Origin of the sequence: Dysgonomonas sp. ZJ279 (genome assembly GCF_011039205.1) — a bacterium.
Lineage (GTDB): Bacteria > Bacteroidota > Bacteroidia > Bacteroidales > Dysgonomonadaceae > Dysgonomonas.
Window position 1 is genome coordinate 38,138 of sequence record NZ_JAAKEL010000019.1, and the last position, 24,775, is coordinate 62,912.

At 35.8% G+C, this 24,775-nt stretch carries 22 protein-coding genes; 13 read left to right on the top strand and 9 right to left on the bottom strand.

Annotated features, from left to right (window positions below; all coding sequences use genetic code 11):
- Positions 1-182 precede the first annotated feature (182 nt).
- From G7Y57_RS14605 to tilS, 5 genes are all read left to right on the top strand, one after another.
- The gene (locus G7Y57_RS14605) at positions 183-908 is read left to right on the top strand and encodes a YebC/PmpR family DNA-binding transcriptional regulator (protein WP_165025708.1); all 726 of its coding nucleotides are present in this window, start codon (positions 183-185) and stop codon (positions 906-908) included.
- A gap of 90 nt (positions 909-998) precedes the next feature.
- Positions 999-2,255, top strand: a complete 1,257-nt coding sequence (locus G7Y57_RS14610; protein WP_165025711.1) for a DUF5103 domain-containing protein — start codon at positions 999-1,001, stop codon at positions 2,253-2,255.
- Between the two features lie 159 nt (positions 2,256-2,414).
- Entirely contained in the window at positions 2,415-6,881 is a 4,467-nt protein-coding gene (locus G7Y57_RS14615; RefSeq protein ID WP_255491474.1) for a translocation/assembly module TamB domain-containing protein, read from the top strand.
- Complete coding sequence (locus G7Y57_RS14620) at positions 6,878-8,053, top strand: class I SAM-dependent methyltransferase (protein ID WP_165025713.1); 1,176 nt, start codon at positions 6,878-6,880, stop codon at positions 8,051-8,053. The genes G7Y57_RS14615 and G7Y57_RS14620 overlap by 4 nt, the downstream gene beginning before the upstream one ends.
- Positions 8,054-8,104: 51 nt before the next feature.
- On the top strand, positions 8,105-9,424 hold the full coding sequence (tilS, locus tag G7Y57_RS14625) for a tRNA lysidine(34) synthetase TilS (protein ID WP_165025727.1): 1,320 nt from the start codon (positions 8,105-8,107) through the stop codon (positions 9,422-9,424).
- Here the strand turns inward: tilS and G7Y57_RS14630 are convergent.
- From G7Y57_RS14630 to G7Y57_RS14660, 7 genes are all read right to left on the bottom strand, one after another.
- On the bottom strand, positions 9,421-10,341 hold the full coding sequence (locus tag G7Y57_RS14630) for a cation diffusion facilitator family transporter (RefSeq protein WP_165025730.1): 921 nt from the start codon (positions 10,339-10,341) through the stop codon (positions 9,421-9,423). The two genes, tilS and G7Y57_RS14630, sit on opposite strands and share 4 nt — an antisense overlap.
- A gap of 92 nt (positions 10,342-10,433) precedes the next feature.
- Positions 10,434-12,353: a transcription termination factor Rho gene (gene rho, locus G7Y57_RS14635; protein ID WP_165025733.1), complete on the bottom strand. Its 1,920-nt coding sequence runs from the start codon at positions 12,351-12,353 to the stop codon at positions 10,434-10,436.
- A 740-nt stretch (positions 12,354-13,093) separates the two neighbouring features.
- Positions 13,094-13,858, bottom strand: coding sequence for a hypothetical protein (locus tag G7Y57_RS14640; RefSeq protein ID WP_255491475.1), 765 nt, complete (start codon positions 13,856-13,858; stop codon positions 13,094-13,096).
- A 167-nt stretch (positions 13,859-14,025) separates the two neighbouring features.
- The gene (locus G7Y57_RS14645) at positions 14,026-14,505 is read right to left on the bottom strand and encodes a DinB family protein (RefSeq protein ID WP_165025735.1); all 480 of its coding nucleotides are present in this window, start codon (positions 14,503-14,505) and stop codon (positions 14,026-14,028) included.
- Positions 14,506-14,654: 149 nt separating this feature from the next.
- Complete coding sequence (locus G7Y57_RS14650; protein WP_165025738.1) at positions 14,655-15,329, bottom strand: hypothetical protein; 675 nt, start codon at positions 15,327-15,329, stop codon at positions 14,655-14,657.
- Between the two features lie 351 nt (positions 15,330-15,680).
- Complete coding sequence (locus tag G7Y57_RS14655) at positions 15,681-17,198, bottom strand: Fic family protein (RefSeq protein ID WP_165025740.1); 1,518 nt, start codon at positions 17,196-17,198, stop codon at positions 15,681-15,683.
- 23 nt (positions 17,199-17,221) lie between these two features.
- Positions 17,222-17,491, bottom strand: coding sequence for a hypothetical protein (locus tag G7Y57_RS14660; protein ID WP_165025743.1), 270 nt, complete (start codon positions 17,489-17,491; stop codon positions 17,222-17,224).
- Positions 17,492-17,635: 144 nt separating this feature from the next.
- On the opposite strand from G7Y57_RS14660, the gene G7Y57_RS14665 reads away from it, so the two are divergent.
- Complete coding sequence (locus tag G7Y57_RS14665) at positions 17,636-18,175, top strand: transcriptional regulator (RefSeq protein ID WP_185153944.1); 540 nt, start codon at positions 17,636-17,638, stop codon at positions 18,173-18,175.
- A gap of 52 nt (positions 18,176-18,227) precedes the next feature.
- A complete protein-coding gene (locus G7Y57_RS14670) occupies positions 18,228-18,815 on the top strand; it encodes a nucleotidyl transferase AbiEii/AbiGii toxin family protein (RefSeq protein WP_255491476.1) in 588 nt (195 codons plus the stop codon).
- Positions 18,816-19,305: 490 nt separating this feature from the next.
- On the opposite strand, the gene G7Y57_RS14675 is transcribed toward G7Y57_RS14670, so the two are convergent.
- Positions 19,306-19,965: a helix-turn-helix domain-containing protein gene (locus tag G7Y57_RS14675; protein WP_165025749.1), complete on the bottom strand. Its 660-nt coding sequence runs from the start codon at positions 19,963-19,965 to the stop codon at positions 19,306-19,308.
- Positions 19,966-20,100: 135 nt separating this feature from the next.
- On the opposite strand from G7Y57_RS14675, the gene G7Y57_RS14680 reads away from it, so the two are divergent.
- From G7Y57_RS14680 to G7Y57_RS14705, 6 genes are all read left to right on the top strand, one after another.
- On the top strand, positions 20,101-20,343 hold the full coding sequence (locus G7Y57_RS14680) for a helix-turn-helix domain-containing protein (protein WP_165025752.1): 243 nt from the start codon (positions 20,101-20,103) through the stop codon (positions 20,341-20,343).
- A gap of 201 nt (positions 20,344-20,544) precedes the next feature.
- Positions 20,545-20,961, top strand: a complete 417-nt coding sequence (locus G7Y57_RS14685) for a DUF3408 domain-containing protein (RefSeq protein WP_165025754.1) — start codon at positions 20,545-20,547, stop codon at positions 20,959-20,961.
- A gap of 200 nt (positions 20,962-21,161) precedes the next feature.
- Complete coding sequence (locus G7Y57_RS14690) at positions 21,162-21,551, top strand: plasmid mobilization protein (RefSeq protein ID WP_165025757.1); 390 nt, start codon at positions 21,162-21,164, stop codon at positions 21,549-21,551.
- The gene (locus G7Y57_RS14695; RefSeq protein ID WP_165025759.1) at positions 21,541-22,482 is read left to right on the top strand and encodes a relaxase/mobilization nuclease domain-containing protein; all 942 of its coding nucleotides are present in this window, start codon (positions 21,541-21,543) and stop codon (positions 22,480-22,482) included. Before G7Y57_RS14690 ends, G7Y57_RS14695 begins: the two co-directional genes overlap by 11 nt.
- A 53-nt stretch (positions 22,483-22,535) precedes the next feature.
- A complete protein-coding gene (locus G7Y57_RS14700; RefSeq protein WP_165025761.1) occupies positions 22,536-23,135 on the top strand; it encodes a hypothetical protein in 600 nt (199 codons plus the stop codon).
- Positions 23,136-23,390: 255 nt separating this feature from the next.
- Positions 23,391-24,143, top strand: coding sequence for a class I SAM-dependent methyltransferase (locus G7Y57_RS14705; protein ID WP_165025763.1), 753 nt, complete (start codon positions 23,391-23,393; stop codon positions 24,141-24,143).
- Between the two features lie 106 nt (positions 24,144-24,249).
- Here G7Y57_RS14705 and G7Y57_RS14710 read toward each other — a convergent pair whose 3' ends face one another.
- On the bottom strand, positions 24,250-24,642 hold the full coding sequence (locus G7Y57_RS14710; RefSeq protein ID WP_165025766.1) for a hypothetical protein: 393 nt from the start codon (positions 24,640-24,642) through the stop codon (positions 24,250-24,252).
- Between the last annotated feature and the right edge of the window lie 133 nt (positions 24,643-24,775).

Below are 24,775 nucleotides of genomic sequence, written 5' to 3' on the forward strand. Positions count from 1 at the left end.
ACGTTGGTAAAACGACGCAAAGGAAAAGAAAGATCAACACTGCGGCAATCCCTAAATATTGCTATATTCACTAATAAAAATCATTATAATTAGTGAGTGCATTCTTTTTAGCGGTATATGAATATTTTTTATAATTTTGCATACAGAAAATTTATTACCGTACATATATATATAGAAAAACTATGGGAAGAGCTTTTGAATATCGCAAAGCAACTAAGATGAAACGCTGGGGCAATATGGCTCGTGTGTTCACTAAACTTGGTAAACAAATTACAATAGCAACTAAAGAGGCTGGTCCTGAACCTGATACAAATCCTCGTCTTCGTGTATTGATGCAACAAGCGAAGAAAGAGAATATGCCGAAGGAAAATGTCGAGCGCGCTATAAAGAAAGCTACAGCCAAAGACGGTGCCGACTACAAAGAGGTTTTGTATGAAGGATATGGCCCTTATGGTATTGCTATCGCTGTGGAAACAGCTACCGACAATCCGACCCGTACTGTTGCCAACATACGCAGCTACTTCAATAGACTTGGTGGTTCGCTAGGGACATCGGGTAGCCTTGAATTCTTGTTCGATCATAAATGTGTTTTCAAAATAGCACCCAAAGAAGGTGTTTCGCTCGAAGATCTGGAACTGGAACTTATCGATTATGGTGTAGATGAAATAGAAAACGATGACGAGGATATCATTCTTTACGGAGAATTCAAGTCGTATTCTGATATTCAAAAATATCTTGAAGAAAATGAATTTGAAATTCATAGTGCAGAATTCGAACGCATCCCGAATGATCTGAAAGAGCTTAATAAAGAACAACAAGAGCAAATACAGAAACTTCTCGACAAATTTGAAAATGACGAAGATGTTCAGAATGTATTCCACAATATGAAAGAAGATATAGAGGAATAATAACTCTGTTAAATTATATAACTAAAACTGCAAGAATTACACCTTGCAGTTTTTTTTATTACATTTGCGTATACCCATTTCTATATCCCAATGAATAGATTCAAACTTACTGTCATCTTTCTATTGACCTGTATTACAGCATGGTCGCAAGCTTATAGAACACTAGCTATATCGCCCGAAATACATACTATTGAGGTGAATATAAATGGCGATTGGAATAGAGAGCCTATCATGAAGCTAAACAGCAATGAATATGTCCATATTGGGTTTGACCGGATTTCAGAAAATTCGTTTCACAGACTGAGATACCGCATTACACACTGTGATGCCAATTGGAAAAAATCGAAAGAATTATCCGATATAGAATATCTCGATGGATTTAACGATAATCCGATAGAAGATGACGCTCCATCTATAAATACGACAATGATATATACACATTTCAATCTGGATATTCCAAATAGAGATGTGAAATTGAGGTTTGCAGGAAATTATGCAGTAGAGGTATACGAAGAAGATAATCCTGATAACATACTGCTAATGGCATGTTTTTCGGTACTCGACACAAAGGTAAATGTCGGTTATGTGATATCGACAAATACAGATATAGATTCAAATAAGGAACACCAGCAATTAGGAATCACCGTCAATTTTCCCAATCTAAGTATTCGGGAGCCACTGTCTGAACTAAAAGTATTCGTTCAACAGAATAACAGAATAGATAATGAACGACAATTGACCAAACCAAGCTTTATAAATACCAGTAGAATGATCTATGAGCACAGTCGTGATCTCATATTTGAAGCAGGAAACGAATATCGCCGATTCGAAACCGGTAGTTACAGAGCTAATGGCATGAATGTTGCGCATATCAAATACGACAAGCCTTATTATTCGATGTATATAGCTACTGACAATGTACGGGCAAATCGCTCTTACAGTTACGACCAAGACCAAAACGGACGTTTCGTAATACGTAGCCGAGAAAGCAATTTCAGCGACACTGAGGCCGATTATTTCTTCACTCATTTTACGTTAGCGATGAACGAACCTCTACTTGAAAGTATCTATATAAACGGAGACTTTACAAATAATACATTCTCTGATAAATATGAGATGAAATACGATTATAATACAAAAGAATACAAACTCACTTTATTACTAAAACAAGGATTGTATAATTATCAATACCTCACCAAAATGGGGAATAATTATTCAACAGGCACAATCGAAGGGAATTACTTCGAGACAGAAAACGAATACACTATTTTTGTCTATTATCGACCTATCGGAGAACGATATGACAGCCTTATTGGATTAACAAGGCTACAATCGAGAGAGAAATAGTGAGCTCATGTACTTAAATATTCTTAATAGCTAAATTATAGTAAAATATAGCAAGCGATAAACTGGTGCAAACCCTTTTTTTTAATAAATTTGTAGTACTAAAAATATCGCGCTATAAAACGATTTAAGCATATATTTCTAACCTTTCTGGGTGTAATCTTGGGACTGATCACGTTAGTATTCGGATTACTGAATATGCCGGCAGTGCAGGAATATGCCAAAGGTATTATTGTTGACGAGCTTAAAGCTAAGATAGGCACAGAATTAGGCATAGGAAAACTTAGCTTCCAACCGTTCAACTCCATCCAGTTGGATAGCGTTTACCTTTACGATCAATCGAACGAAAAAGTATTAATGGCAGATAGAATATCAGCCAGCATCGATCTTTTTGCTTTAGCTAAGAGTAAGATAGTTATTACCTCTGCATGGCTGTCTGACTTCGAAGTCCATTTATCAAAAGATTCTACGAATGCGCCATTGAATATTCAGTACATTATCGAAGCATTCAAATCAAAAGACGATAAACCTAAAAGTCAGCTCGACATCAAGTTGAGTGCTGTTAATATTTCGAACGGACAATTTTATTACAATGTAAAAGACAAACCCGCTAAAGAGAATATATTCGATGAAAATCACATACAGGTTTCGAATCTAAACGCAAAACTCGCTCTAAAATCACTCCTACCCGACTCTCTCAACATCCAGATAAAGAGTATAAACCTAAAGGAGAAAAGCGGACTTGAAATCACAAATCTTACCGGTCGGCTTATCACTCAAGACAATAAAGCGTACCTGAGAGGGTTCAGACTCGATATGCCTTCATCATTTCTACAGTTCGACAAATGCGAAGTCAATCTTGCTCAACCTGCGGATTCGATACATGCAGACATTCTCGATTACGCGAACCTAGATCTTATAATTGCACCATCGTACATAGCGCCCAAAGATGTATCAGCCTTTGTACCGCTTCTGAAAAACTTCAACAATTATGTGACATTGAGAGGGCATATATCGGGAACGATAGACAATCTACAAGTAGAAGATTTCTCACTCGACTTAGGCGATAAGATGCACCTCATCTCGAATGTAGAAATAAAGGATCTAAGACAGTCTGATAAGATGTACATACTCGGAAGCATAGATAACCTGACTGTTAGTAGTGAAGGAATACAAGAAATAGTCGGCAATCTTTCCAAAAACAAAAATAAACTGCCAAAGCAAATAACCAATCTGGGGACTATCTCGTTCCAAGGTGATATATCGGGATATCTCAACCAATTGACTGCATTTGGTAGCCTAGATACACAACTTGGCATCGTCAAGACAGATATACTTTTTGGAATCAATCCGACAAAAGGAATAAACTCATACGCAAAAGGAAAAGTATATACCTCAAATTTCGATTTAGGCAGGCTATTAGACAATAAAGATATTGGCAAAACATCTCTAAATATTACTGTTGACCTCGAACAACCCAAATACGGAAAGCTAAGGGGCAATGCGCAAGGTATAATTCACGATTTTGCATATAAAACTTACGAATATAAAGATATCACGTTCGACGCGGATTATGATGGTCTGCGTGTGGATGGAAAGTTACATGCAAACACGCCCAATGGAGAATTAAATATAAAAGGTTTATTCGATTTATCGGATAAAAATTTACCGGAACTCAATTTCGAAGCCCACGCATACAATCTGGAATTAGACGATTTGAAGTTGGCAGATAAATTAAAAGACTCTAATCTGTCTTTCGTTATGCGTGCTAATTTCAAAGGAGCAAATATAGACGATGCAGTAGGCTACCTTAAAATAGATACGTTGGATTTTGTGAGTGGAGATAAACATTTCCATATGAATCAGTTTTTGATAGAAGCGTCGAAAGATTCTGCTATGAATCAATTGAATATAAAATCGGATATACTAAATGGTGAAGTTAGGGGGGCGTATTCTTTCACCACGATGGCTAATAGTGTATTGCAAACACTGCATCCTTATTTACCAGCATTAATCAACGCTCCGCAAAAAAAGAAGCCGGACGAAAAAGAAAATAATCTGACATTCGAGTTTCAGATAAATAATTCAGAGAGCCTGAGTAATATTCTCAATTTACCTGTAGTGGTACTTAGCCCTGCCAAAATTATAGGATTTTATAATAATGTTCAGGATAAATTTAAAGTAGAGGTATTTGCTCCATCAATTAAAGCTGCAGGATCAAATATAAAATCGGGATATGTTGTCGCTGACAATCAGAATAACTTGATTACGACTAAAGTGAATCTACTGATGGCCGGCAAAAATAATTCGATTAACGACATTGCACTTACAGCAACTGCATCAAATAATCTTGTTACCACTAACATAACGTTTGCAAACGATGGAAAACAGAAAGCCAAAGGAGAATTTGCAATCTCAACTTTGTTTACAAGAGAAAATAAAGAGCCATTGCAAATCGATGTAGATGTATTACCGAGTGAACTAGTCCTAAACAATGCCGTTTGGAAAATGGAACAATCACACATCCATATACAGGAAAACATTGTCGGAATTGATAATTTTCTGGTATATAATGATGATGGTAGTCAGGAAATAAAAATCAACGGGAAGTACTCGAATAACAGTCCTAAAGAAATTTTAAAGACTGAACTCAAGAATATTAATCTTGAATATATATTTCAAACACTTGCTATCGATGTCCTGAAATTTGGCGGAAAAGCAACGGGTAGTTTATTTCTTTCGAGCATAGAAAAGAAACCTTATGCTAATACGAATCTGGAAGTAGAAGATTTCAAATTTAATGGCACTGAACTCGGTAAACTGAAACTATTCAGTGAGCTTGACGACGAAACGAATAAAGTTATTCTTAGCGGAGCAATAATAAGTAAAGAAAACAAAACGACGAATGTAGACGGATCCATCGATCCGATAAAACAAGCCTTGTCTATCAACTTTGACGCTGATAGTATTGATATCGGCTTTTTAAAGACATATGCAGAAACCATATTCAGCAACATAAGTGGCAGGGGAACAGGGAAAGTACATTTATTCGGTAATTTCTCTAAAGTTACAGTCGAGGGAGATGCATATATTCAAGACGGAAATATTGGCATTTCCTTCTTAAATACGAACTATTCGTTCTCCGACACAATCCATCTTAAAAAAGACTTGATCTATTTTAATGATATAGTATTTACCGACGATAATAAAAATACAGCCATAGGAACAGGAAAAGTAGCACATGATTTCTTTGCTAATTTTATGTACTATGTCGATTTATCGGCAAATAAATTTATGGTTTACAATGCTACCGAAAAACAAAATCCATTATTTTTTGGTAAAGTATTTGGTAGTGGTAAAGGAACTATAAGTGGTGATGAAAGTGCAGTGAATATAGATATCAGTATGCGAACTGAAGAAAATACAGCTGTTCGTATGAACTTTATGGATAATATTGTAAATGAATATACATTTATCACATATAAAGATAAGAATGCACCTACCGATTCACTAACGGCTGAAGCTCCTATTTTACTAGCTCCGATCAAAACAGAATCGGGGATGGAAATAAATATGAATTTCTATATTGACGCTACGCCCGATGCTGTTGTCGAATTAGTAATGGACCCTGTTGGTGGAGATATTCTTCGCGGTGTTGGAAACGGAACAATGCAGTTTCAATGGAACAGTAACGCATCTCCACGCCTTTATGGAACTTATAATATCAACCGTGGAAATTACAATTTCACGTTCCAACGACTGATGGAACGTAACTTTGCTATTCAGGATGGTAGCAGTGTACAATTCAGAGGTGATCCATTCGAAGCTATTCTGGACGTGAGTGCGGTATACAAAATAACAGCAAGTCTAAATGACCTCGATAGACAATTAGCTGTGCAATCGGGACAAACAACTATCCCTGTTAATTGTATATTGAAGTTATCCGGACCATTAAAGCATCCGAATGTTGGGCTAGACATATCGTTCCCAACGGCAGACGCCGAAGTAGAGCGTCAGGTAAAGAGCATTATCAATACAGAAGATATGATAAACAAACAGGTAACATATCTGCTGCTGCTGTCTAAATTCTACAGTCCCGATTTTGCTAATACCGATCAAAAGACATCCGATTTTGCGGCTGTCGCTTCCGCAACTCTCTCTAACCAACTAAGTAAAATAGTAAACCAGATAGATAAAAGATGGCAATTGGGCACTAATATCCGCACAAGTGATTCTGAATTCACAACTACCGAGGTCGAATTGATACTTTCGAGCCAGTTGTTAAACGACAGACTACTTCTCAATGGAAACTTTGGTTATCGGGATGACCCATATATTAAAAGTGAGGCTGCACTTATTGGTGATGTTGACTTAGAATATCTACTGGACAATTCGGGTAGTTGGCGTGTAAAAGCTTATAATCACTATAACGAGAAATACTATTATACAGGTAACGCATCGCAAACACAAGGTGTAGGTATTGTCTACAAAAAAGACTTCGACAAATTAAAAGACTTATTTATCAAACCTAAAAATAGACTTAATAAGAAAGATTCAATAAAAATAATCGTTCCCGATTCCATAACAAAAGGAAGCACATTAAGCCCTTTCATTAAAATAAAAGAATGAATCTGTCATCTGCCACAAAACTCTTTATCGAAGAGCATGAAAACGATGATATCCGTAAACTCGCACTACAAGCCAAGCGGTATCCTGAAATTGATATGCAAATGGCTATTCAACAAATAGCCGGCAGACAGACAGCTAAAGAGAAAATTCCGAATTGGCATAAGAATGACGAGTTGCTTTATCCTAAGCACATATCTATGGAGCAATGTTCCTCAGAACATACAGCCCAATTCAAAGCCGATTTATTTCACGGAGGCACAATGGTAGATCTGACGGGTGGTTTCGGTATTGATTTTTCATTTATTGCCAAAAATTTCAAGCAGGCTACATATGTAGAACAACAACCTGAACTTGTCGATATTGCTGCGCATAATTTTACCAAATTAGGCTTAAATAATGCAGATGTTGTAAATACAGATGCAATCGCTTATCTGGAAGCAATGCAATCCGTAGATTTGATTTATATAGACCCGGCACGCCGTAGTTCTACCGGACGGAAAACGGTTTTAATAGAAGATTGCACTCCCAATATTATAGAAATAGAGGAACTATTAGAGCAGAAAGCTAAATATACAATGATCAAGCTGTCGCCTATGCTCGACATATCTCTTGCCATAAGATCGATGCGTAACATATCGGATGTCTATATAATCAGTGTTGCAAATGAATGTAAAGAGCTTTTATTTATCAAGTCTCATGAAAGTAAAAAAACTCAACTACATTGCATCAATATATTAAACAATAAGATCGATCAATTTATTTTTAGTAAAGAGGATGAAGAATCAACAACCGTAAACTTTGCTTTCGAATTGGGTAAATATCTCTACGAACCGAATAGTTCCATTACTAAAGGCGGTGCATACAAAAGCATTGCAAAAGCTTTCGATCTGAACAAACTACATGTTAGCAGCCATCTGTACACATCAGACGAATTACATACAGATTTCTATGGACGTAAATTTGAAATAACGGGCATGTGCAGTCTTAACAAAAAGGAACTGAAAGAACATTTGCTAAATATAAAACAAGCTAATATAACGACACGCAATTTTCCTCTGTCGACCGATGAACTAAGAAAGCGAACCGGTCTTAAGGATGGAGGTGATTTATACATTTTCGCTACTACGCTAGCAGATGATAAAAAAGTACTTATATTCTGTAAAAAATTATAGAGAGAACTATTTTAATCGATATACAATATATTCTATTAATTTTGCAAGAATATGATTCTATCGAAAGTAAAACAATATATACTTAATCATCAATTACTCGATTCAGGAGATAAAATAATTGTGGGTGTAAGTGGCGGAGCTGACTCTGTAGCTATACTCGATATGCTACATCAACTTGGCTACGAATGTATTGTTGCTCACTGCAACTTTCATCTGCGTAATGAAGAATCGAATCGTGATGCTCTTTTCGTAAAAGACTTATGCAAAACTTATAATCTGAAATTCGATAGTATTGACTTCGATACGAACAAATACGCGGCAGATAAAGCTATCTCTATTGAAATGGCTGCAAGGGAATTGCGGTATAATTGGTTTGAAGAATTAAGAATTAAGCATAAAGCTGTAAGTATAGCGGTAGCTCATCATCAGGATGATTCGGTAGAAACCATTCTTCTCAATCTTATCCGTGGAACAGGTATTCGTGGATTGACAGGTATTTCGGCACAAAACGGAAGTATTATCCGTCCATTACTCTGCTTGACAAGAAATGATATAACAAGTTATTTAAGCCAAAGAAATATATCGTATGTCACAGACAGTACTAATAACGAAGATATTTACACACGTAATAAGATCAGGTTAAATGTAATTCCGCTACTCGAAACAATTAATCCATCTGTAAAAGATTCGATTAGTCAGACAGCCGAATATTTACTGCAAGTACAAAATATTTATCTTGACTACATAGATAAAGCAAAGTCAGAGATTCTTAACGGGAATAAAATCGACATAGAAAAGCTCATTAAATACAATGAGCCTAAAGCAATTCTGTTCGAAATACTTTCCGTTTATAAATTCAATTCCGAAACTATTGACGGCATTTTCAATGCGTTGAATGGTATATCCGGAAAAATATTTTACTCGAATACCCATAGGGTATTAAAAGATAGAGGCCAACTTGTTATAAGTGAAAAAGAAGAAACCAACACGAGTAATAACAACTTTGAAATAAATGAGGCAACCACCACCCTATTCTCTCCGGTAAATTTCAAAATAGAAACTATCTTCAATAGCCCCAATCTCAATATTGAAAAGGACAAGAATATTTTATATATAGATAAAAACAAACTACATTTTCCTCTCACTATCAGACGATGGCAACAAGGCGATTGGTTTATACCTTTCGGCATGAAAGGCAAAAAAAAGGTCAGTGATTATTTCACCGACCAAAAATTAAGCCTTTTCGAGAAAGAGAATATATGGCTGCTTTGTTCTAAGGATGCTATTGTCTGGATTATCGGACATCGTTCAGATGACAGGTATCGCATCACAACCACTACCTCAGAAATAATTAAAATAACTCTTATTTAGCAACCACATTTGTCAGCGGCAGTGCATAATTCCCGCCCTTCTGTCTGAATAGTTATATGTTTTATTCCAAACTCTTTATTAATAGTATACTTTGCTCTCTCTAATATAGAATCCCTATCCGCATCAGGTTGTACACGCAAATGAACTGTCATAGAAATAAACTCGGAAGTGATCATCCAGATATGCAAATCGTGCACTTCTATAACACCATCTAGCGATTTTAATATATCCATTACTTTATCCGAATCTACACTTCTCGGTTTAGCTTCCATCAGTATGTTTACCGACTCTTTCAGGACATTCCACCCACTATAAAGTACGAGTAACGATACAATCATACTAGCAATCGGGTCAGCAATATACCAGCCAAATGCAATGATAAGAACAGCTGCAATAATAGCACCTACAGAACCTAACAAGTCGCCAAGTACATGTAAGAAAGCACTGCGAACATTTAGGTTATCTTTTGTCGATCCCTGCGAATATAGAATCCAAGCAACGAGAATATTAATAAGCAAGCCAATTGTAGAAATGATTATCATACCCTTACCCATTACACTGGGAGGTTCTGATAGCCGCCCTATGGCTTCGTGGAAAATATAAACAGAAAGTACGATTAGTACGATTCCATTTAGTAATGCTGCTAAAATCTCGAATCGCTTATATCCATAGGTTTTAGAAGCGGTTGCTGCCCTAGCACCAAAAATTAAAGCACTCAAACTTAAACCCAAGGCTACTGCATCACTCAACATATGCCCTGCATCAGACAGCAAAGCCAAGCTATTGGTTAAAAATCCTCCAATAAATTCGACAACCATAAAACCTGCAATCAGAATAAAACTAATTGTCAGTGCTTTTTTATTTGCATTATGCGTATGATTGTGTCCACCACTAGAATGGTCGTGATTGTGTCCCATTATAATTTCATTTATTATTTATAAGTAAAAAGAGCAAGAGTAAAGATATAATCCTTTCCCTTGCTCTCCATAATATTTTAGTCGAAATCTTCTTAATCGTCGTTCATAGAGATAAGGAATTCATCATTATTTATCGTCTTTCTCAATCTGTTTTCTAAAAACTGCATTGCTTCTACAGAATTCATATCAGACAAGAAGTTACGAAGTACCCACATACGGCTTAATGTATCTTTACTCAACAGCAGATCATCGCGACGTGTACTAGATGCTATTATATCAACAGCCGGGAATATACGTTTGTTCGATAATTTACGGTCAAGTTGCAATTCCATATTACCTGTACCTTTAAATTCTTCGAATATCACATCATCCATTTTAGATCCTGTTTCGGTCAATGCTGTTGCAATGATCGTTAATGAACCTCCGTTTTCGATATTACGTGCTGCTCCGAAAAAGCGTTTAGGCTTGTGCAATGCATTGGCATCCACACCACCGGTCAATACTTTACCCGATGCCGGCTGTACTGTATTGTATGCACGTGCAAGACGTGTAATAGAGTCAAGTAGAATAACAACATCATGACCACACTCTACCATGCGTTTTGCTTTATTGAGTACAATCTCTGCAATTTTCACATGACGGTCGGCCGGTTCGTCAAATGTAGAAGCAATCACTTCTGCATTCACGCTACGTTCCATATCAGTAACCTCTTCGGGACGTTCGTCGATCAGAAGTACAATCATATATACTTCCGGGTGATTGTTTGCAATAGCATTAGCTACGTCTTTCAATAGAGTCGTCTTACCTGTTTTTGGCTGAGCTACGATCAAACCACGCTGACCTTTACCTATCGGAGAAAACAAATCAACTACACGACACGATAAATTATCGTTACGTCCACTTGTCAATGTGAATTTCTCATCAGGAAAAAGCGGTTTCAAATGATCGAAAGGAACTCGGTCGCGAACTTCGTCCGGAGTGCGTCCGTTTATTCTATCTACTTTAACCAACGGGAAAAACTTCTCTGATTCTTTAGGAGGGCGAATTGGGCCTTCTACCACATCACCAGTTTTCAATCCGAATAAACGGATTTGAGATTGTGATATGTATACATCGTCAGGCGAAGACATATAATTGTAATCCGATGAGCGAAGGAAACCATAGCCTTCCTGCATTATCTCAAGCACACCCGAAGCAGAAAGAATACCCTCAAAGTCAAATAGCTTTTCTTGAGGTTGATTATTTTGTCTTTGGTGTTGGTTGTTATTTTGCGATTGCTGTTTATTCTTCGATTGATTTACAGGTTCTTGTACTATTTCAATCGGTGCAACGTCCTGATCGACTTCGAGTGGTGCTAATAAAGGCAATCCTTCTACAATCGGAGCAGGCTCTTGTTCTCTTTGTTTGTTTGAACGGAAAACCAGCTGAGTTGGTTTGCTTCCCGATTGGGGTTGTACCTGCGGTTGAACTGGTTGCGGTTGTGGCTTATTCTCTATTACAGTCGAAACCGGTGCAGTATTTTCTTTCACTTCAGAAGTATTTTTCTTTACAATAATATCTTTCTGAGCTTTTTTCGCTTCTTGCGGTTGAACAGATTTTTCAGCAGGAGCTTTAACTTCTGGTTGAATTTCCGTTTTAGCCTCCGGTTGAATTATTTTTTCCTGTACAGGCTTAGCTTCTGCTTGTGGTTGAGCCTTTGCTTTTTCTTTATTTTCGGTCTTAACCTCTTTTTTCTCAGCAACAACAGGTGTCTTCTTTTCCTGAGGTGCTGGTTTTGCAGGCTTATTCTTGCCTGCTGCAAAAGCTTTTTTCTTTTGCTCTATTCTGTCTTCACTTTGATAGCTTTCGGAATTCTTGTTGCGAGCTTCAGAAATAGCTTGCTCATCGAGAATTTTATAGATAAGCTCATCCTTTTTGTATGCATCAGGACGTCTTATGCCAAGCTCTTTTGCGATAGTTCTTAGTTCGATGGTGAGCTTTTCGTTAAGCTCAAGAATATTGTATATACGCATGTATAACTATGTTTATATTTATTTGATTCATTTATTGGGAAAGAGGATATACTTTGGTAAAAGCTTACGATATAATTAATTTGAACAAAAAATTTAAGGACTAAAATCGAGACAATCTTATAATTGATTTCTATTCATCTCAAAAGTTTGTAAGGAAGTCTCAGCGATCACTACTTCGTGAACATTAAGAGAAACTTTGTATTTATGGTTCTTATATAAAATTTCAGTACTATGCTATATCAAAATAGCGCATTACCTAAATTGATATTGATAACCAATACTTAAATCTTCGGATAAAAATAAATGAGAGAGCCTTCTGTTTTCACCAAAATAGAATATAGCTCCTTTAAAATTACAATATCTAGCTTTACCAAATTACAAATGATTATAAGTATTCATTTATATTATTTATGTAATGGTAATATATATAATGGAGTTTAATTATTCATTTGGAATTGCAAAGCTATTACATTTTTTTCTTATTTCAAAATTAATGCACAACATGTTTAGTTATAAATATGACAATTTTGACATTTTCTTTATAATTATTGTAAAAAATGAATTTACACATGTAATACTTCTATACTTAGCTCTTTAGCCGGAGTGTTATTTACGACACAACAATCGTTCCTTTCCGTAAAATAGCTATAAATTAGAATTAAATAAATGGAAATTGTGGTTTAACATATACGATTTTCAGATATAACTTATTATTATCGGTATATTGTGCAACAACCATGTTATTTATCTTTTAATTGATCTTTAATTTCACTTATTTCTTTACGCAATGACTTATTTTCCTTATCCATCTCTATCACATACAAAGTCAACTCTTCTATTTTTTGCAATAATTTTATTTGCATATTACCAACATCGATTCCGGTTTCTCCCACTTCTGCTTCAGAAGGAATATTAGGCAAATGTCCGTATTTACTGATGTGTGTCTCCACTTCAGAAAGAGTTTTCAGATCGTAATTTGGTTTGAAAACAAAATCAGCCCATCCTGTAGCTTCTATTTTCACTTCTTTGGCTCGGATAGTGCCATTGACATCTAATTCATGTAAAGGCTTAGATGTATTTATTCCTATTTTGCCATCATGGGTAATACGCATTCTTTCTTCTAATCCTATAGTTTCGGTAGTCCATCCACCCAAATGATTAGTGTAAAAAACTAGGTGTGTTTTTTGCACCAAAGCTCCCATTGCATTTTCACCTTCATATATGTTATACCTTTCTCCTGCAATACGGGCTCCGACTTGATATTGTACTCTATCCCGGAATCCCGAAAAATCTAAATATAAGGTACCGCTTCTAGCCCCAACAGGGACATATCTATTTCCAAGAGTATTCCCCTCCTGCCATCCACTTCGTCCTATTATGATTCCTGCTTCATAATTACTATTCCAAGTACCATTCACTTGTACATTTCCATTAATTATCTGATTTTGGCCATATCCAACCAAACATACCATCACAAGAATCAAAAATATTACCGTTTTTTTCACATCATTAAAATTTAAGGTTTGTACTATACTTGATATTTTCTCGCTATATATAATTAATTTTACTGCAATGTACAAAAGTGTATGCAATCTTAAAGTTTAAAATATAAAGATATGTAAAAAGACAGCTACTGCTAAGTAGCTGTCTTTTTATAATACCCAATTATGTTTCAGTTATTGATCAATTCATCAATCTCGTCAAGATGAAGTTCTAAATGCCTAAGATAGTCCATAATCATATCTTTCAGACTTACTTCTTTTCCCAGAGCAGAAATCCATTTACAATCAAGTTTATCCGGATCGACATTCTTCATAACATGTATTATATGCAGATTACTATATTTCCATAATTGTACTAATAGAAACCAGTCTTCTTTCTGATAATTTTGTATTGCAATCCACCTGTCGTTATTTCCATTTGTAGCATAATTCGGAAAGATTAAAGGATTTTCATTATACTGCAAATGAATGATACGATGGAGATTATTAGATGCCGAATCAATCATATGACCAGTAATCTGTTTTATTGTGCGATTCTGACAATTTCTTTTCAACGCTACAACTTCTGCATCTAATGCGGATAATTTAATTTCCCATTTCGAAACCAGTTCAAAAACCCCTTCAGTTATTACTGCAAATTCCTGTATCATATTGTTATTAATTAGAGAGTGAATTTATGCTACAAATATAATTATCTATACAAATAGTAGTGTCAGAAATTATTGAATAATTTCTGACACACCCTAAAATATATAAACTGGAATTTTATGCGCAAACAATGCGCAAGTTTTAAGTTTGGTTACTTATCCTCCAACTCTTTTACTCGTTTCTCCAATTCTGAGTTTTTTTTATCCTGCTCTATTATGTACAAAGTTAGCTCCTCTATTTTTTGTAAAAGTTTTGCTTGCATCTCTCCTATACTAATGCCATTCTCTTTTACTTCTATTTCAGAAGGAATATCCGGAAGATGTTTATTTTCTATTATATGATTTTCTACTTCTGACAATGTAGGTAATTTATAGTCTTCAGCGAAAACAAAGTCTGCCCATCCTGTTGCTTCGATCTTTACTTCTTTGGCACGGATAGTACCGTTGACATCAAGTGTAGATGACGGTTGGGCAACTCCAATACCAACATTACCATCTGACCTAACAATAAACCATTCATGAAAATATTTTGTATCCCAACGTGTTGTACCAACAACCAAACGATCTGTTTTATCTGTAGTATCTCCTATATTTATCTTTAGATCAGTAATCTCCCTTTCTGATGTATATTTAGCAAACCATATAGGGTCATTACTATAATCGGTTCCCTGTAGATACAACCTTGAGCCTTCACCCCATTTTCCATTAACATGCCTCCCGATCACAATATCGCCTGTTGTTGTTAACGATCCGTTGATCTCTTGGCTTTGAGCCACTATTCTACAAGCAATTACCAATAAAGCTGTAAATAACATTATCTTTTTCATCTTATTAAAATTTAAAGTTTTAGAAAAAAAATAGCTTTAAAGATCTTAGAAAAAAATAAAGCCTTGATAATAAAATTATCAAGGTTTGAGGTTCCTGGCGGAGCTTTGAGCTCTGATGTAACCTATTTATTTTCAAAGAAATAGTTCAATTTTTCGTTTGCTACTGTAAAACAAATGTAAAACAGTGGGTTTTTACATTTATACGCTACAAAGATAATCATAAATATCATATATACAAAGAGTTACGATAGTTTTTAGTTCGAATACCAAAGAAACCCTATTGTGATTTTAATTGCCTCATAATCAGATAATTAGAAATATTCTTTTTGTCACTGTAAAACAAATTGAAAATTACATTTTTACTAGCGATGCCAAGAAGAGTGTAAAATCACTAATATCTTCATTTACGCTAGCTTTTTCTAGAGCAGCCATATATTCCAGGCGCCTTTCTACCGGAATGATTGTCCAGTCATAGCCTCCTGAAATGAGCATTGTGTTCATTAAAAAACGTCCGATCCGTCCATTCCCATCCATATAGGGGTGAATATATACAAAAATAAAATGCCCCAAAACGGCACGTACCCTTGCATCTGGTTCATTATTCAATAACTCAAAAAGCACAGGCATTGCATCTCTTACTGCTTCAGGGTTTAACGGAGTGTGCATGGAACCGCGGATATAAACCTGATTTGTGCGATATCCAGCTAAATCTGTTGGTTTTAATAATCCGATAGCTACGCTTGGGGCAAATAACTCACGATACCAAATCCGATGTCCGTTATCGGCCACTTCTCCTGGACTCACTCCCTCTAATATTTTCGCCACACTTTCCTTTACCGCCTGAAAGGCTTGCCAGTAACCTCTAGCTGCCATCGCATTACGTTGTTCTGAATCAGTAGCATCTTCATCGGGCTTCCAGTTTCCACTCCTTACTTTTTCAATAAGGTCGTCTGTAACCTTATACCCCTCAATGGATAAAGAATGATAGGCATCTAGTTTATACTGTGCTTCTATCTCGTTCATACAGGCATTGATGTCTGTATGTATATGTTCTGTTTTTGGGAAATGGTCGATAACAACCTCGCGCATCTTGTGCCACATAAGTTTTAACCGTACAGCATAAGGCGAAGATGCTCTCGAATAATTGATACCACTTGGCTCAGTAAAAGGATCTTCCTCTCGGATATCATAACCTAGGCTTTTCATTGTATTGATGATTTCATCCGCTGCTATTATATTCCCTATATTACGAAAAGCTCCGGCAAGTCTTCCTGCTTTAACCGTTTGTCCTTTTTCAAGCACTATTCTCAATACATCGGAAATATCGGAAACTAATGATAAACAGGTACGGGCAGCTACGCTGTCCATCCTGAAAAAATCAGGACTACATTCTAATAATGCTTCCGGCAACGAGTAGATGTTGAGCCCGAATTGAGGTTCTTTATATATACTTCCTGCTACAGAGGCTTTCAAATCAAATAAAGAAGTATTGTACGGCAATTGTATCAGGTTATTTGATCCTTGCATAGAACGTATAATAATTTGTCTGGGAACCGTCCTGATTCCACTGTATATAGACAACGATTGCTCTGGAGTTAAACACCATTCCACACCAAATCGGATAGAAGCATATTCTGCCACAAAATACCAAAATGAAGTGTACCAACTGGTAGTATCTCCTGGTGCACTATCAGGACGAGATGTAATATACCAACCTCGGACAACTTCCTGAAGGAAACCATTATTCACAAGTCGGTTCAGATGAACTCTTGATATGTCAGAAGATTTCACAATGGCTAATCCATTTTTATTTTGGAATTGCTTTAATATGGTTAGTGAATCTGCTAATCTTTCCTGTATTGTTGCCATGCTGTTTATATCATCATTATTAATTATTCTACTATCTGTATATTCATCAGTGTCTTTGCAAGTATAACTTGTCGTGTTGTTGCAAATATTACGTGTTGTGCTATTGCAAGTATAATACGTTGTGCTATTACAAGTGTAATACGTTGTGCTATTACAAGTGTAATACGTTGTGCTATTATAAGTGTAGTTCGTTGTGTTATTACAAGTATAATAGGTTGTGCTATTGCAAGTATAGTACGTTGTGCTATTACAAGTGTTAAGTGCAAAAGTAATATTTCCTTTCCATCTACCATTATTTTTGAAAATCTATTTTTGAAAATTTTATTTATACAGATTTTATCACCGCAAAATAAATTTAAATATACTTCTATTTTGCGATAAACATTTTTGTTTACTGATTGAATAGTATTATCTTTACTCTATAAAATAAATAAGCCATGTTACCAGAGATAACCAAAATAAGAGGCGTACATCCGGGAGCAGTTCTCAGCCGAGAGTTGAGAAAGAGAGGATGGGAAAGTAAGCAGTTTGCTCTTTCTTTGGGCGAATACCCTCAGACGATCAATGCGATCAGCAAAGAACGCAGAGGGATTAATCCTGCTTTGTCGATTAAGCTAGGTCACGCTTTAGGTACTGATGAAGAATATTTCATGTTACTTCAGGCATATTATGAAATAGAGAAAGAACGCAAAGCATTATTGAAAAATCAGCAAAAGCCCGATTTAAGCAAAATCCGAAATGTTTTATTTTGGGACACAGATATTAATAAGATTGACTGGCAAAAGCAAAAGAAGGCAATTATTCGAAGAATTTTTGAACGAGGTAATGATCTTGAAATAAAAGAAATAATTTCTTTCTATGGTAGAGATCTAATAATAGAAGAGGTAAAAACTATTCCTCAGTTTTTACCTTCATTAGCTGAAAATGTAGAAAAATATTTAGGTATTCATATTATCCCGACAAATGAGATCAAATAGCTTATATACTGAAACTGTTTCCAAAATCCTATGGGATGTCTTGAACAAATTAATGAAGCTGAAAATTCTGTCTCCCTTTCGGCTTGTTGGTGGTACAGCATTAAGTTTACAGTTGGGACATCGGATGTCTGTAGATATTGATTTGTTTACCGATGCAGAATATGATAGTATCGATTTTCATGCAATAGATAAAAAGCTGCAAGAGAAATTTCCTTTTGTTGAGATGCAATATGCAGGTAACGATAGCTTTGGCAAGAGTTATTATGTAGGTAAAAATAAAGATGATCTAGTAAAGGTCGATTTGTTTTACACGGATTCATTTATTCAGCCTATTATAGATATTGATTCTATTCGGATGGCTACTATTGAAGAAATTTCGGCTATGAAAATGGAAGTCATTGGACAGAATGGCAGGAAGAAAGATTTTTGGGATGTCCACGAATTAATGGAGCACATTAGTCTCGAACAAATGATGAAGCTTCATGCTGAACGTTATCCTTATTCTCACACGCAAAAGGAGCTAAAAGATAAATTGATTGATTTTCAATATGCTGATGTTGATTTTGACCCGAAGTGTTTAAAGGGTAAATATTGGGAATTAATCAAAGAAGATATTATCGAAATAGTAGATAACTGCTGATTACTGGATTGATTTATAGTTGATTGAATAGTTTTAGCCAAAATCTAAAGAACATCTCCTTTCACATACGACTCATATAAATAATCAGGACTTTCATAGTATAAGCTACTGTTAAAATCCTCAATCTTTCGGGAAATCCACGAATAAAAAAGTCTTGGTTTTACCACGAAAATTAGAAAGGTTGTCCCGGATAACTATTAGGTCCATATGGGGTATATCGGCCTGTTTTAAAAGCCCAAAAACCTATTAATCCAAGAAACAGTAGAACGAAGAATACAAAAATGATTTTAGTTAAAGTTGAATGATTCTTGACATCCTCCACTCTCTTTTTGTTAGTCTTTCTCTTTACTCTATTGCTCATGGTGTAGATCCGCTAAATCATAAATATGTTGTAATTTTTCTTTGCCTATGGCATTAACGACAACATTTCGATGATTCTTTGTTTTTCTGTCAATATATTACTATCAAGTCAATCGTAAATATAATAAATCTATTTAGTAGTCCCAATAATACTTTTGGACTCATAATATTTAATCTGGTCTTTTAATTCCTGCATATCTTTCTTTATGGAATCAGTTATCGGAATATTATGTTTGCTGATGAAAGAAGAAAACTTCTGTAATTCCTCCTGTACTTCCATCTTGCGTGTACTGTAATAATAAGTCGATGTAAAGTCAAACTCGTCTTTTGTCATTAACAGCTTGGATATATCCTTAGGAGTTGTTTCGTCCGTAATATCGATTCTAGTCTCCAGTAGTGAAGAGATATATTCCAAATCTTTCTCATCAGGGCTATATTGTTTATTCAGCACATCAAAGTATGAATTGAATTTCTTCTCCTTTGCATCCCATTCCAGTTTTACCATTCCGAAGCCATGAATCGAATAGGCTAGTACCTTTTTTATCAAGCCGTATAATTCCTCTTTACCTACCTTGATATATTCTATAGCATCATCCGAATAAGAATCAAAGAAATAAGCAGGCTCAACTTTAAAGTAGTCGGCTATGGCTATGAGTGTATCTATTTTTGTCGAATTGGCTTTGATGAGTTTATGAAGGCTTTGTTCGGTCATTCCCAAATCTGATGCGGCTTGCTTCATTGTCACGTTGTTCTTTTCGCACAACTCACGAATCTTAACTAAATGAACCATAAAGTATAATTATTATTAAATACTAAACTAATTGTTTAGTATTTATGTTTTATTGCTAATTTTACAATGTAAATATAGATAATAAAATTTAGTATTTAAGTAATAATCATTTTTTTCTAATTAAAATTTTGCTTTATGGAAACAATCATCGTAACAACTGAATCTTCAATCGAGAAGATTATTGAAAGGGTTATTGATAAGAAGATGCCCAAGTCTGTTGAAACGGCTATAGAGAAAACCTATAGTATTAATCAGGTAGCCAAGATGCTCAGGCGGTCACACAAAAAAATATCGGATCTGGTAGCATCGGGTATTTTGAAGAAAACCCCTGATAACAGGATTCATGAGAGTTCTATCAGGGAGTACAATCAAAAGTAATAGGTACAACAAAAGTTGAAATCTATGAAGTCCTTTTTCATCCACCACATGGGAAAGTTTTATAACGCCATAAGCGTATGGCGTTATTTTTTTCGAACGATCAATTCAGTTAACTGGATCGATAAAAGTCACTTTATCAATTTCTTATCTGAACTACAATCAAATAACTTTTTATTATAAATCAACTAAACTCATTAAACTATGTCAACCAAAACAACACCTGCATCTTCGATAAACGAAGATCAATCAGCTAAGTCGAACAACAATAATCTGTCCGATGAAAACAAACTGTCTAATCAGCCTAATAATGCCAGTACAGAAACCAAAGGTAATCCACCCTCTGAACAAGCAGTACCAAGTTCAGTAAGTATGCCCAGTCGTCTAAGCACCAAACAAAAGAAAGCCACCTTAGACGAATACCGTAATCTGTTTTTAGAAACTCCCAAAATCACAGACCGAAAAACCGTATTTATCAGCGGTAATATCCGAGACCTTCTGGACGAGATAGCACGCAAACTCGGCGACCGAAAAATGAGCGTCTCAGGACTACTCGAGAACATGGCACGCCATCACCTCCAAACCTATGAAGAAGATCTCGAAATGTGGAAAAAGCTATAAGCAAAGCATATAGTAAACCCTGTTAAGTGTATACACTGTATAGCACAATTCTCAACATATCAGTAGGATGAACCATTTATCGAAAGTGGAAGAAGCAAGTTTGTGTTTCGGGCATACCGAAACCACTTGCTCCCCACTTTCCCGATGGTCAGGGGAGTTCATCCCGTTGGTCTAATTTTTTAATTTAAGCATATAACACAATGAAAGCAACCAATACAAGCAGTACCAAAAATAAGCCTGACAAGTTCAAAGGCGGTCGTCCCGCATTAGGTATAGGACGCAAAAAAACATACCGTATCAACCTGAAACTCGATACCCAAGAGTACTATGCCCTACGGGCTAAAATGCTTCAGGCAGGGATAAAAACCAAAAGCGATTTTGTTCGGGAGTGTATACGCAACGCCTATGTAAAAGCACGCCTGACAGTAGAGCAGACAGACTATATCCGTAAGCTCTGTGGCATGGCAAACAACCTGAATCAACTCGCTTATCAGGCAAACAAACAAGGCTACTTTTCAGCCTCAAAAGAATCTATATTACTTACAGAAAAGATAGATAACCTGATAAACAGTATCGAAAATGATGGCTAAAATAACAAGCGGATCTGATTTTAAAGGGGTAGTCAATTACATTATAGATGCAGAAAAAGACGCTAAACTGATCGCAGCTTCAGGTGTTCGGTATAAAGATAAGGACTCGATTATTCGAAGTTTTACCTGCCAATCCCGATTGAACCCGAAGAAAACAGTATGCGTAGGACACGTTTCTTTAGACTTTTCGGCACAGGATAAAGACGATCTGACAAACGAAAAGATGCTGAAAATAGCAGGGGAATATTTACAAAAGATGAAAATTGTAAATACCCAGTTTATTATAGTACGGCACTTTGACAAGCCACATCCGCATATCCATATCTGCTACAACCGAATCGACAACAATGGAAAGACCATCGAAGACGGTAATGAGAGAAGACGAAGTACGGCTATCTGCAAAGAACTGACAAAGAAGCACGGTCTTTATTTCGCTTCGGGTAAAGAGAATGTAAACCTTCACAGGCTGAAAGAACCCGACAAATCAAAATACGAGGTTTACGGAATCCTCTCGGAGCATGTTCCCTTATGTAAAAACTGGCAACAATTAACGGATGTCCTGAATAAAAAAGGGATTCAGGTCAAGTTCAAGTACAAAGGGGAAACAGACGAAATACAAGGTGTCACCTTCCTGAAGAACGGTTATTCATTCAACGGCTCTAAAGTAGACAGGATGTTCAGCTATTCCAAGATCAACAGCCAACTGGAATACAATAATAAATTCGATCAGAAGCAGCAAACCCAATATCAAGGTACAGTTTCCAACAACAACACATTTGACTCTGCTTTGGAAGATATAAAAGGTAGCGGTCTTATAAATCGGCACGGAGACGATTTTGAAGAAATCGAATTTGCCCACCGTATGCAATCCGAGGAAAAGGAAAGGCAATGGAACAATAAGAAAAAAAAGAAAAGCAGAGGAATCGGATAATAATAAAAATGTTTATAAAATCAATTTAGTATTCACATTAAAATAGTCAGATTATGGCAAACGATACACCTACATACATCATGTTCGAGGAGATCAAAGATATGCTAAAAAAGATAGTGCAGAAAAACGATCAACAGGAAAAACAGCACCAGCAACCCATTATTCAGGTAGACACTACCCGGATAGAATCATTGATTGAAAATATCAAACCAACCGAAACGGATAATCAACCGCTTTGGGATAAACTGGAACTGATAGAACGAACCTTGCAGAAACCACCTAAGCAGAAAGTATTACACCACATATCGATAGATATAAAATCTTCGTGGGTAGCCTGTACCTTGGTCAGTCTGTTTCTGCTGTTGATTGTGACAATATCTTATATTTATAAGCAACATGAGAAGATCGACAGGCTTTCGGATAATGATATTAAATACAGGCATATCAAGGCAGCTCAAGGTATTGATTCTTCTAAAATTCATCGGATAGAAAATATTTTTACATATAACAGGGACGAGAAGGCTGTAAAAGAAATTAGAAAGAATGTGGAGGAATATGAGCGGAAGGTAATAGAACGAGCTCAGAAGTTGGAGCAGGCTGAGTTTAAGGAACTGGAGGCGAAACAGCTAAAGGTGGAAGCCGAGGGGTTGTAAATTCAGAAAAAGAAAAAACAGAGAGAATATCGTTGGCTAGTTTAAGGAGCAATATGCACGGTTCAAATAAGGTCTAAACTCCTGTGTCAATCCCTATATCAATAAGCGTAAAGGAATTAAGATGTAATCGTTGCTGTTTCCTTAATATTTAGTAATATTGTATTCACTATGAATAGCCTATACGGATGGCAGTAAAAACATATCCCATTTTGACGATTTGAAACTATAGACCAAAGATAGATTATGGAGGACAAAATGAATAGCAATTATAAAGTTGGGAATTTAATTTATGATGCGAGTATTTATGATGGAATGAATACCCAAACAGATGATTTGCAATTTTACAAACGGTGGCTACCAAAGGATAAGGATGCCTGTATACTGGAGCTTTGTTGTGGCACAGGCAGGCTTACTATTCCAATAGCAGAGGATGGATATGATATTAGTGGGGTGGATTACACTTCTTCTATGCTTGAACAAGCGAAAATAAAAGCTTCTGAAGCAGGATTAAAAGTTGAGTTTATTGAAGCTGATATTAGAACTCTGGATTTGCAGAAAAAATATGACTTCATTTTTATTCCTTTTAATTCCATCCATCATTTATATCAAAATGAAGATTTGTTTAAGGCATTTAATGTTGTTAGAAATCATCTCAAGGCAGGAGGTTTATTTCTGTTAGATTGCTTTAATCCAAATATTCAATATATTGTAGAGCATGAAAAAAAGCAAATAGAAGTTGCTGATTATACAACCGACGATGGAAGAAATGTATTGATAAAGCAGATAATGCGATATGAAAGAAAGACTCAGATTAATCGCATAGAGTGGCATTATTTTATTAACGGTGAGTTTGATTCGATTCAAAATTTGGATATGAGATTGTTTTTCCCTCAGGAATTGGACTCATATCTGGAATGGGCTGGTTTTAATGTTATGCACAAGTTTGGAGGCTTTGATGAAGAGGCATTTAACGATAATTCGGAAAAACAGATATTTGTTTGCCAATAAGCTATTAATTAATGATATGAAGAGGGTTCTGATATAAACTCAGAAAAAATAGGATGAAAAATATTCAGCATGCCATTTTTGGCACGCTGAATTTGTAAATATCCATTCAATAGAAAGACACAAAGTAAATATCGTCTTTCGTCCTTTTTATGGAAATAAAAGAGTCAGGTAATACCCAACAACTGAGAGTGTAGTCATAATCGTACTGTTCGTGGAGATAAGTGATATAGTTATCCATCTCGTCTAAGTTATCAAGGAAGATATAGGAGGTATTACAGTTATTGTTTTCATCAAAGGTGCAGGAGAGGGTTGCTTTTTCGTCATCGAACAGAAGCTCGATTACATTCTCCGTCATTCCTTTTTCAATGTATTCGGCTACATACATCGGATTGTCGGAATAACCTTCTTTGATTTCGTCATGGGATAGCCTGAGCACTAAAGAAGAACAATTTATCAGTATTGCACAATATTCCGTTGAGATTGTTTGCTGTGTTGTCATATATACGTCCGCTTTTAAGCCTGATTAGTTAATCAAGCCGATATAAATATTAAGTGATTAATTTATATCTCTGCGGTATTGAGTCGTCAGTTATAATTTTTAGTCAAACTGACAAGAAGCAGGATGTAAATAC

What these genes read in the sequence shown, in the direction of transcription:
- G7Y57_RS14605 (WP_165025708.1), top strand. Translation starts at nt 183, where the DNA reads ATGGGAAGAGCTTTTGAATATCGCAAAGCAACTAAGATGAAACGCTGG.
- G7Y57_RS14610 (WP_165025711.1), top strand. Translation starts at nt 999, where the DNA reads ATGAATAGATTCAAACTTACTGTCATCTTTCTATTGACCTGTATTACA.
- G7Y57_RS14620 (WP_165025713.1), top strand. Translation starts at nt 6,878, where the DNA reads ATGAATCTGTCATCTGCCACAAAACTCTTTATCGAAGAGCATGAAAAC.
- tilS (WP_165025727.1), top strand. Translation starts at nt 8,105, where the DNA reads ATGATTCTATCGAAAGTAAAACAATATATACTTAATCATCAATTACTC.
- G7Y57_RS14630 (WP_165025730.1), bottom strand. Translation starts at nt 10,341, where the DNA reads ATGGGACACAATCACGACCATTCTAGTGGTGGACACAATCATACGCAT.
- rho (WP_165025733.1), bottom strand. Translation starts at nt 12,353, where the DNA reads ATGCGTATATACAATATTCTTGAGCTTAACGAAAAGCTCACCATCGAA.
- G7Y57_RS14645 (WP_165025735.1), bottom strand. Translation starts at nt 14,505, where the DNA reads ATGATACAGGAATTTGCAGTAATAACTGAAGGGGTTTTTGAACTGGTT.
- G7Y57_RS14650 (WP_165025738.1), bottom strand. Translation starts at nt 15,329, where the DNA reads ATGAAAAAGATAATGTTATTTACAGCTTTATTGGTAATTGCTTGTAGA.
- G7Y57_RS14655 (WP_165025740.1), bottom strand. Translation starts at nt 17,198, where the DNA reads ATGGCAACAATACAGGAAAGATTAGCAGATTCACTAACCATATTAAAG.
- G7Y57_RS14660 (WP_165025743.1), bottom strand. Translation starts at nt 17,491, where the DNA reads ATGGTAGATGGAAAGGAAATATTACTTTTGCACTTAACACTTGTAATA.
- G7Y57_RS14665 (WP_185153944.1), top strand. Translation starts at nt 17,636, where the DNA reads ATGTTACCAGAGATAACCAAAATAAGAGGCGTACATCCGGGAGCAGTT.
- G7Y57_RS14670 (WP_255491476.1), top strand. Translation starts at nt 18,228, where the DNA reads ATGAAGCTGAAAATTCTGTCTCCCTTTCGGCTTGTTGGTGGTACAGCA.
- G7Y57_RS14675 (WP_165025749.1), bottom strand. Translation starts at nt 19,965, where the DNA reads ATGGTTCATTTAGTTAAGATTCGTGAGTTGTGCGAAAAGAACAACGTG.
- G7Y57_RS14680 (WP_165025752.1), top strand. Translation starts at nt 20,101, where the DNA reads ATGGAAACAATCATCGTAACAACTGAATCTTCAATCGAGAAGATTATT.
- G7Y57_RS14685 (WP_165025754.1), top strand. Translation starts at nt 20,545, where the DNA reads ATGTCAACCAAAACAACACCTGCATCTTCGATAAACGAAGATCAATCA.
- G7Y57_RS14690 (WP_165025757.1), top strand. Translation starts at nt 21,162, where the DNA reads ATGAAAGCAACCAATACAAGCAGTACCAAAAATAAGCCTGACAAGTTC.
- G7Y57_RS14695 (WP_165025759.1), top strand. Translation starts at nt 21,541, where the DNA reads ATGATGGCTAAAATAACAAGCGGATCTGATTTTAAAGGGGTAGTCAAT.
- G7Y57_RS14700 (WP_165025761.1), top strand. Translation starts at nt 22,536, where the DNA reads ATGGCAAACGATACACCTACATACATCATGTTCGAGGAGATCAAAGAT.
- G7Y57_RS14705 (WP_165025763.1), top strand. Translation starts at nt 23,391, where the DNA reads ATGAATAGCAATTATAAAGTTGGGAATTTAATTTATGATGCGAGTATT.
- G7Y57_RS14710 (WP_165025766.1), bottom strand. Translation starts at nt 24,642, where the DNA reads ATGACAACACAGCAAACAATCTCAACGGAATATTGTGCAATACTGATA.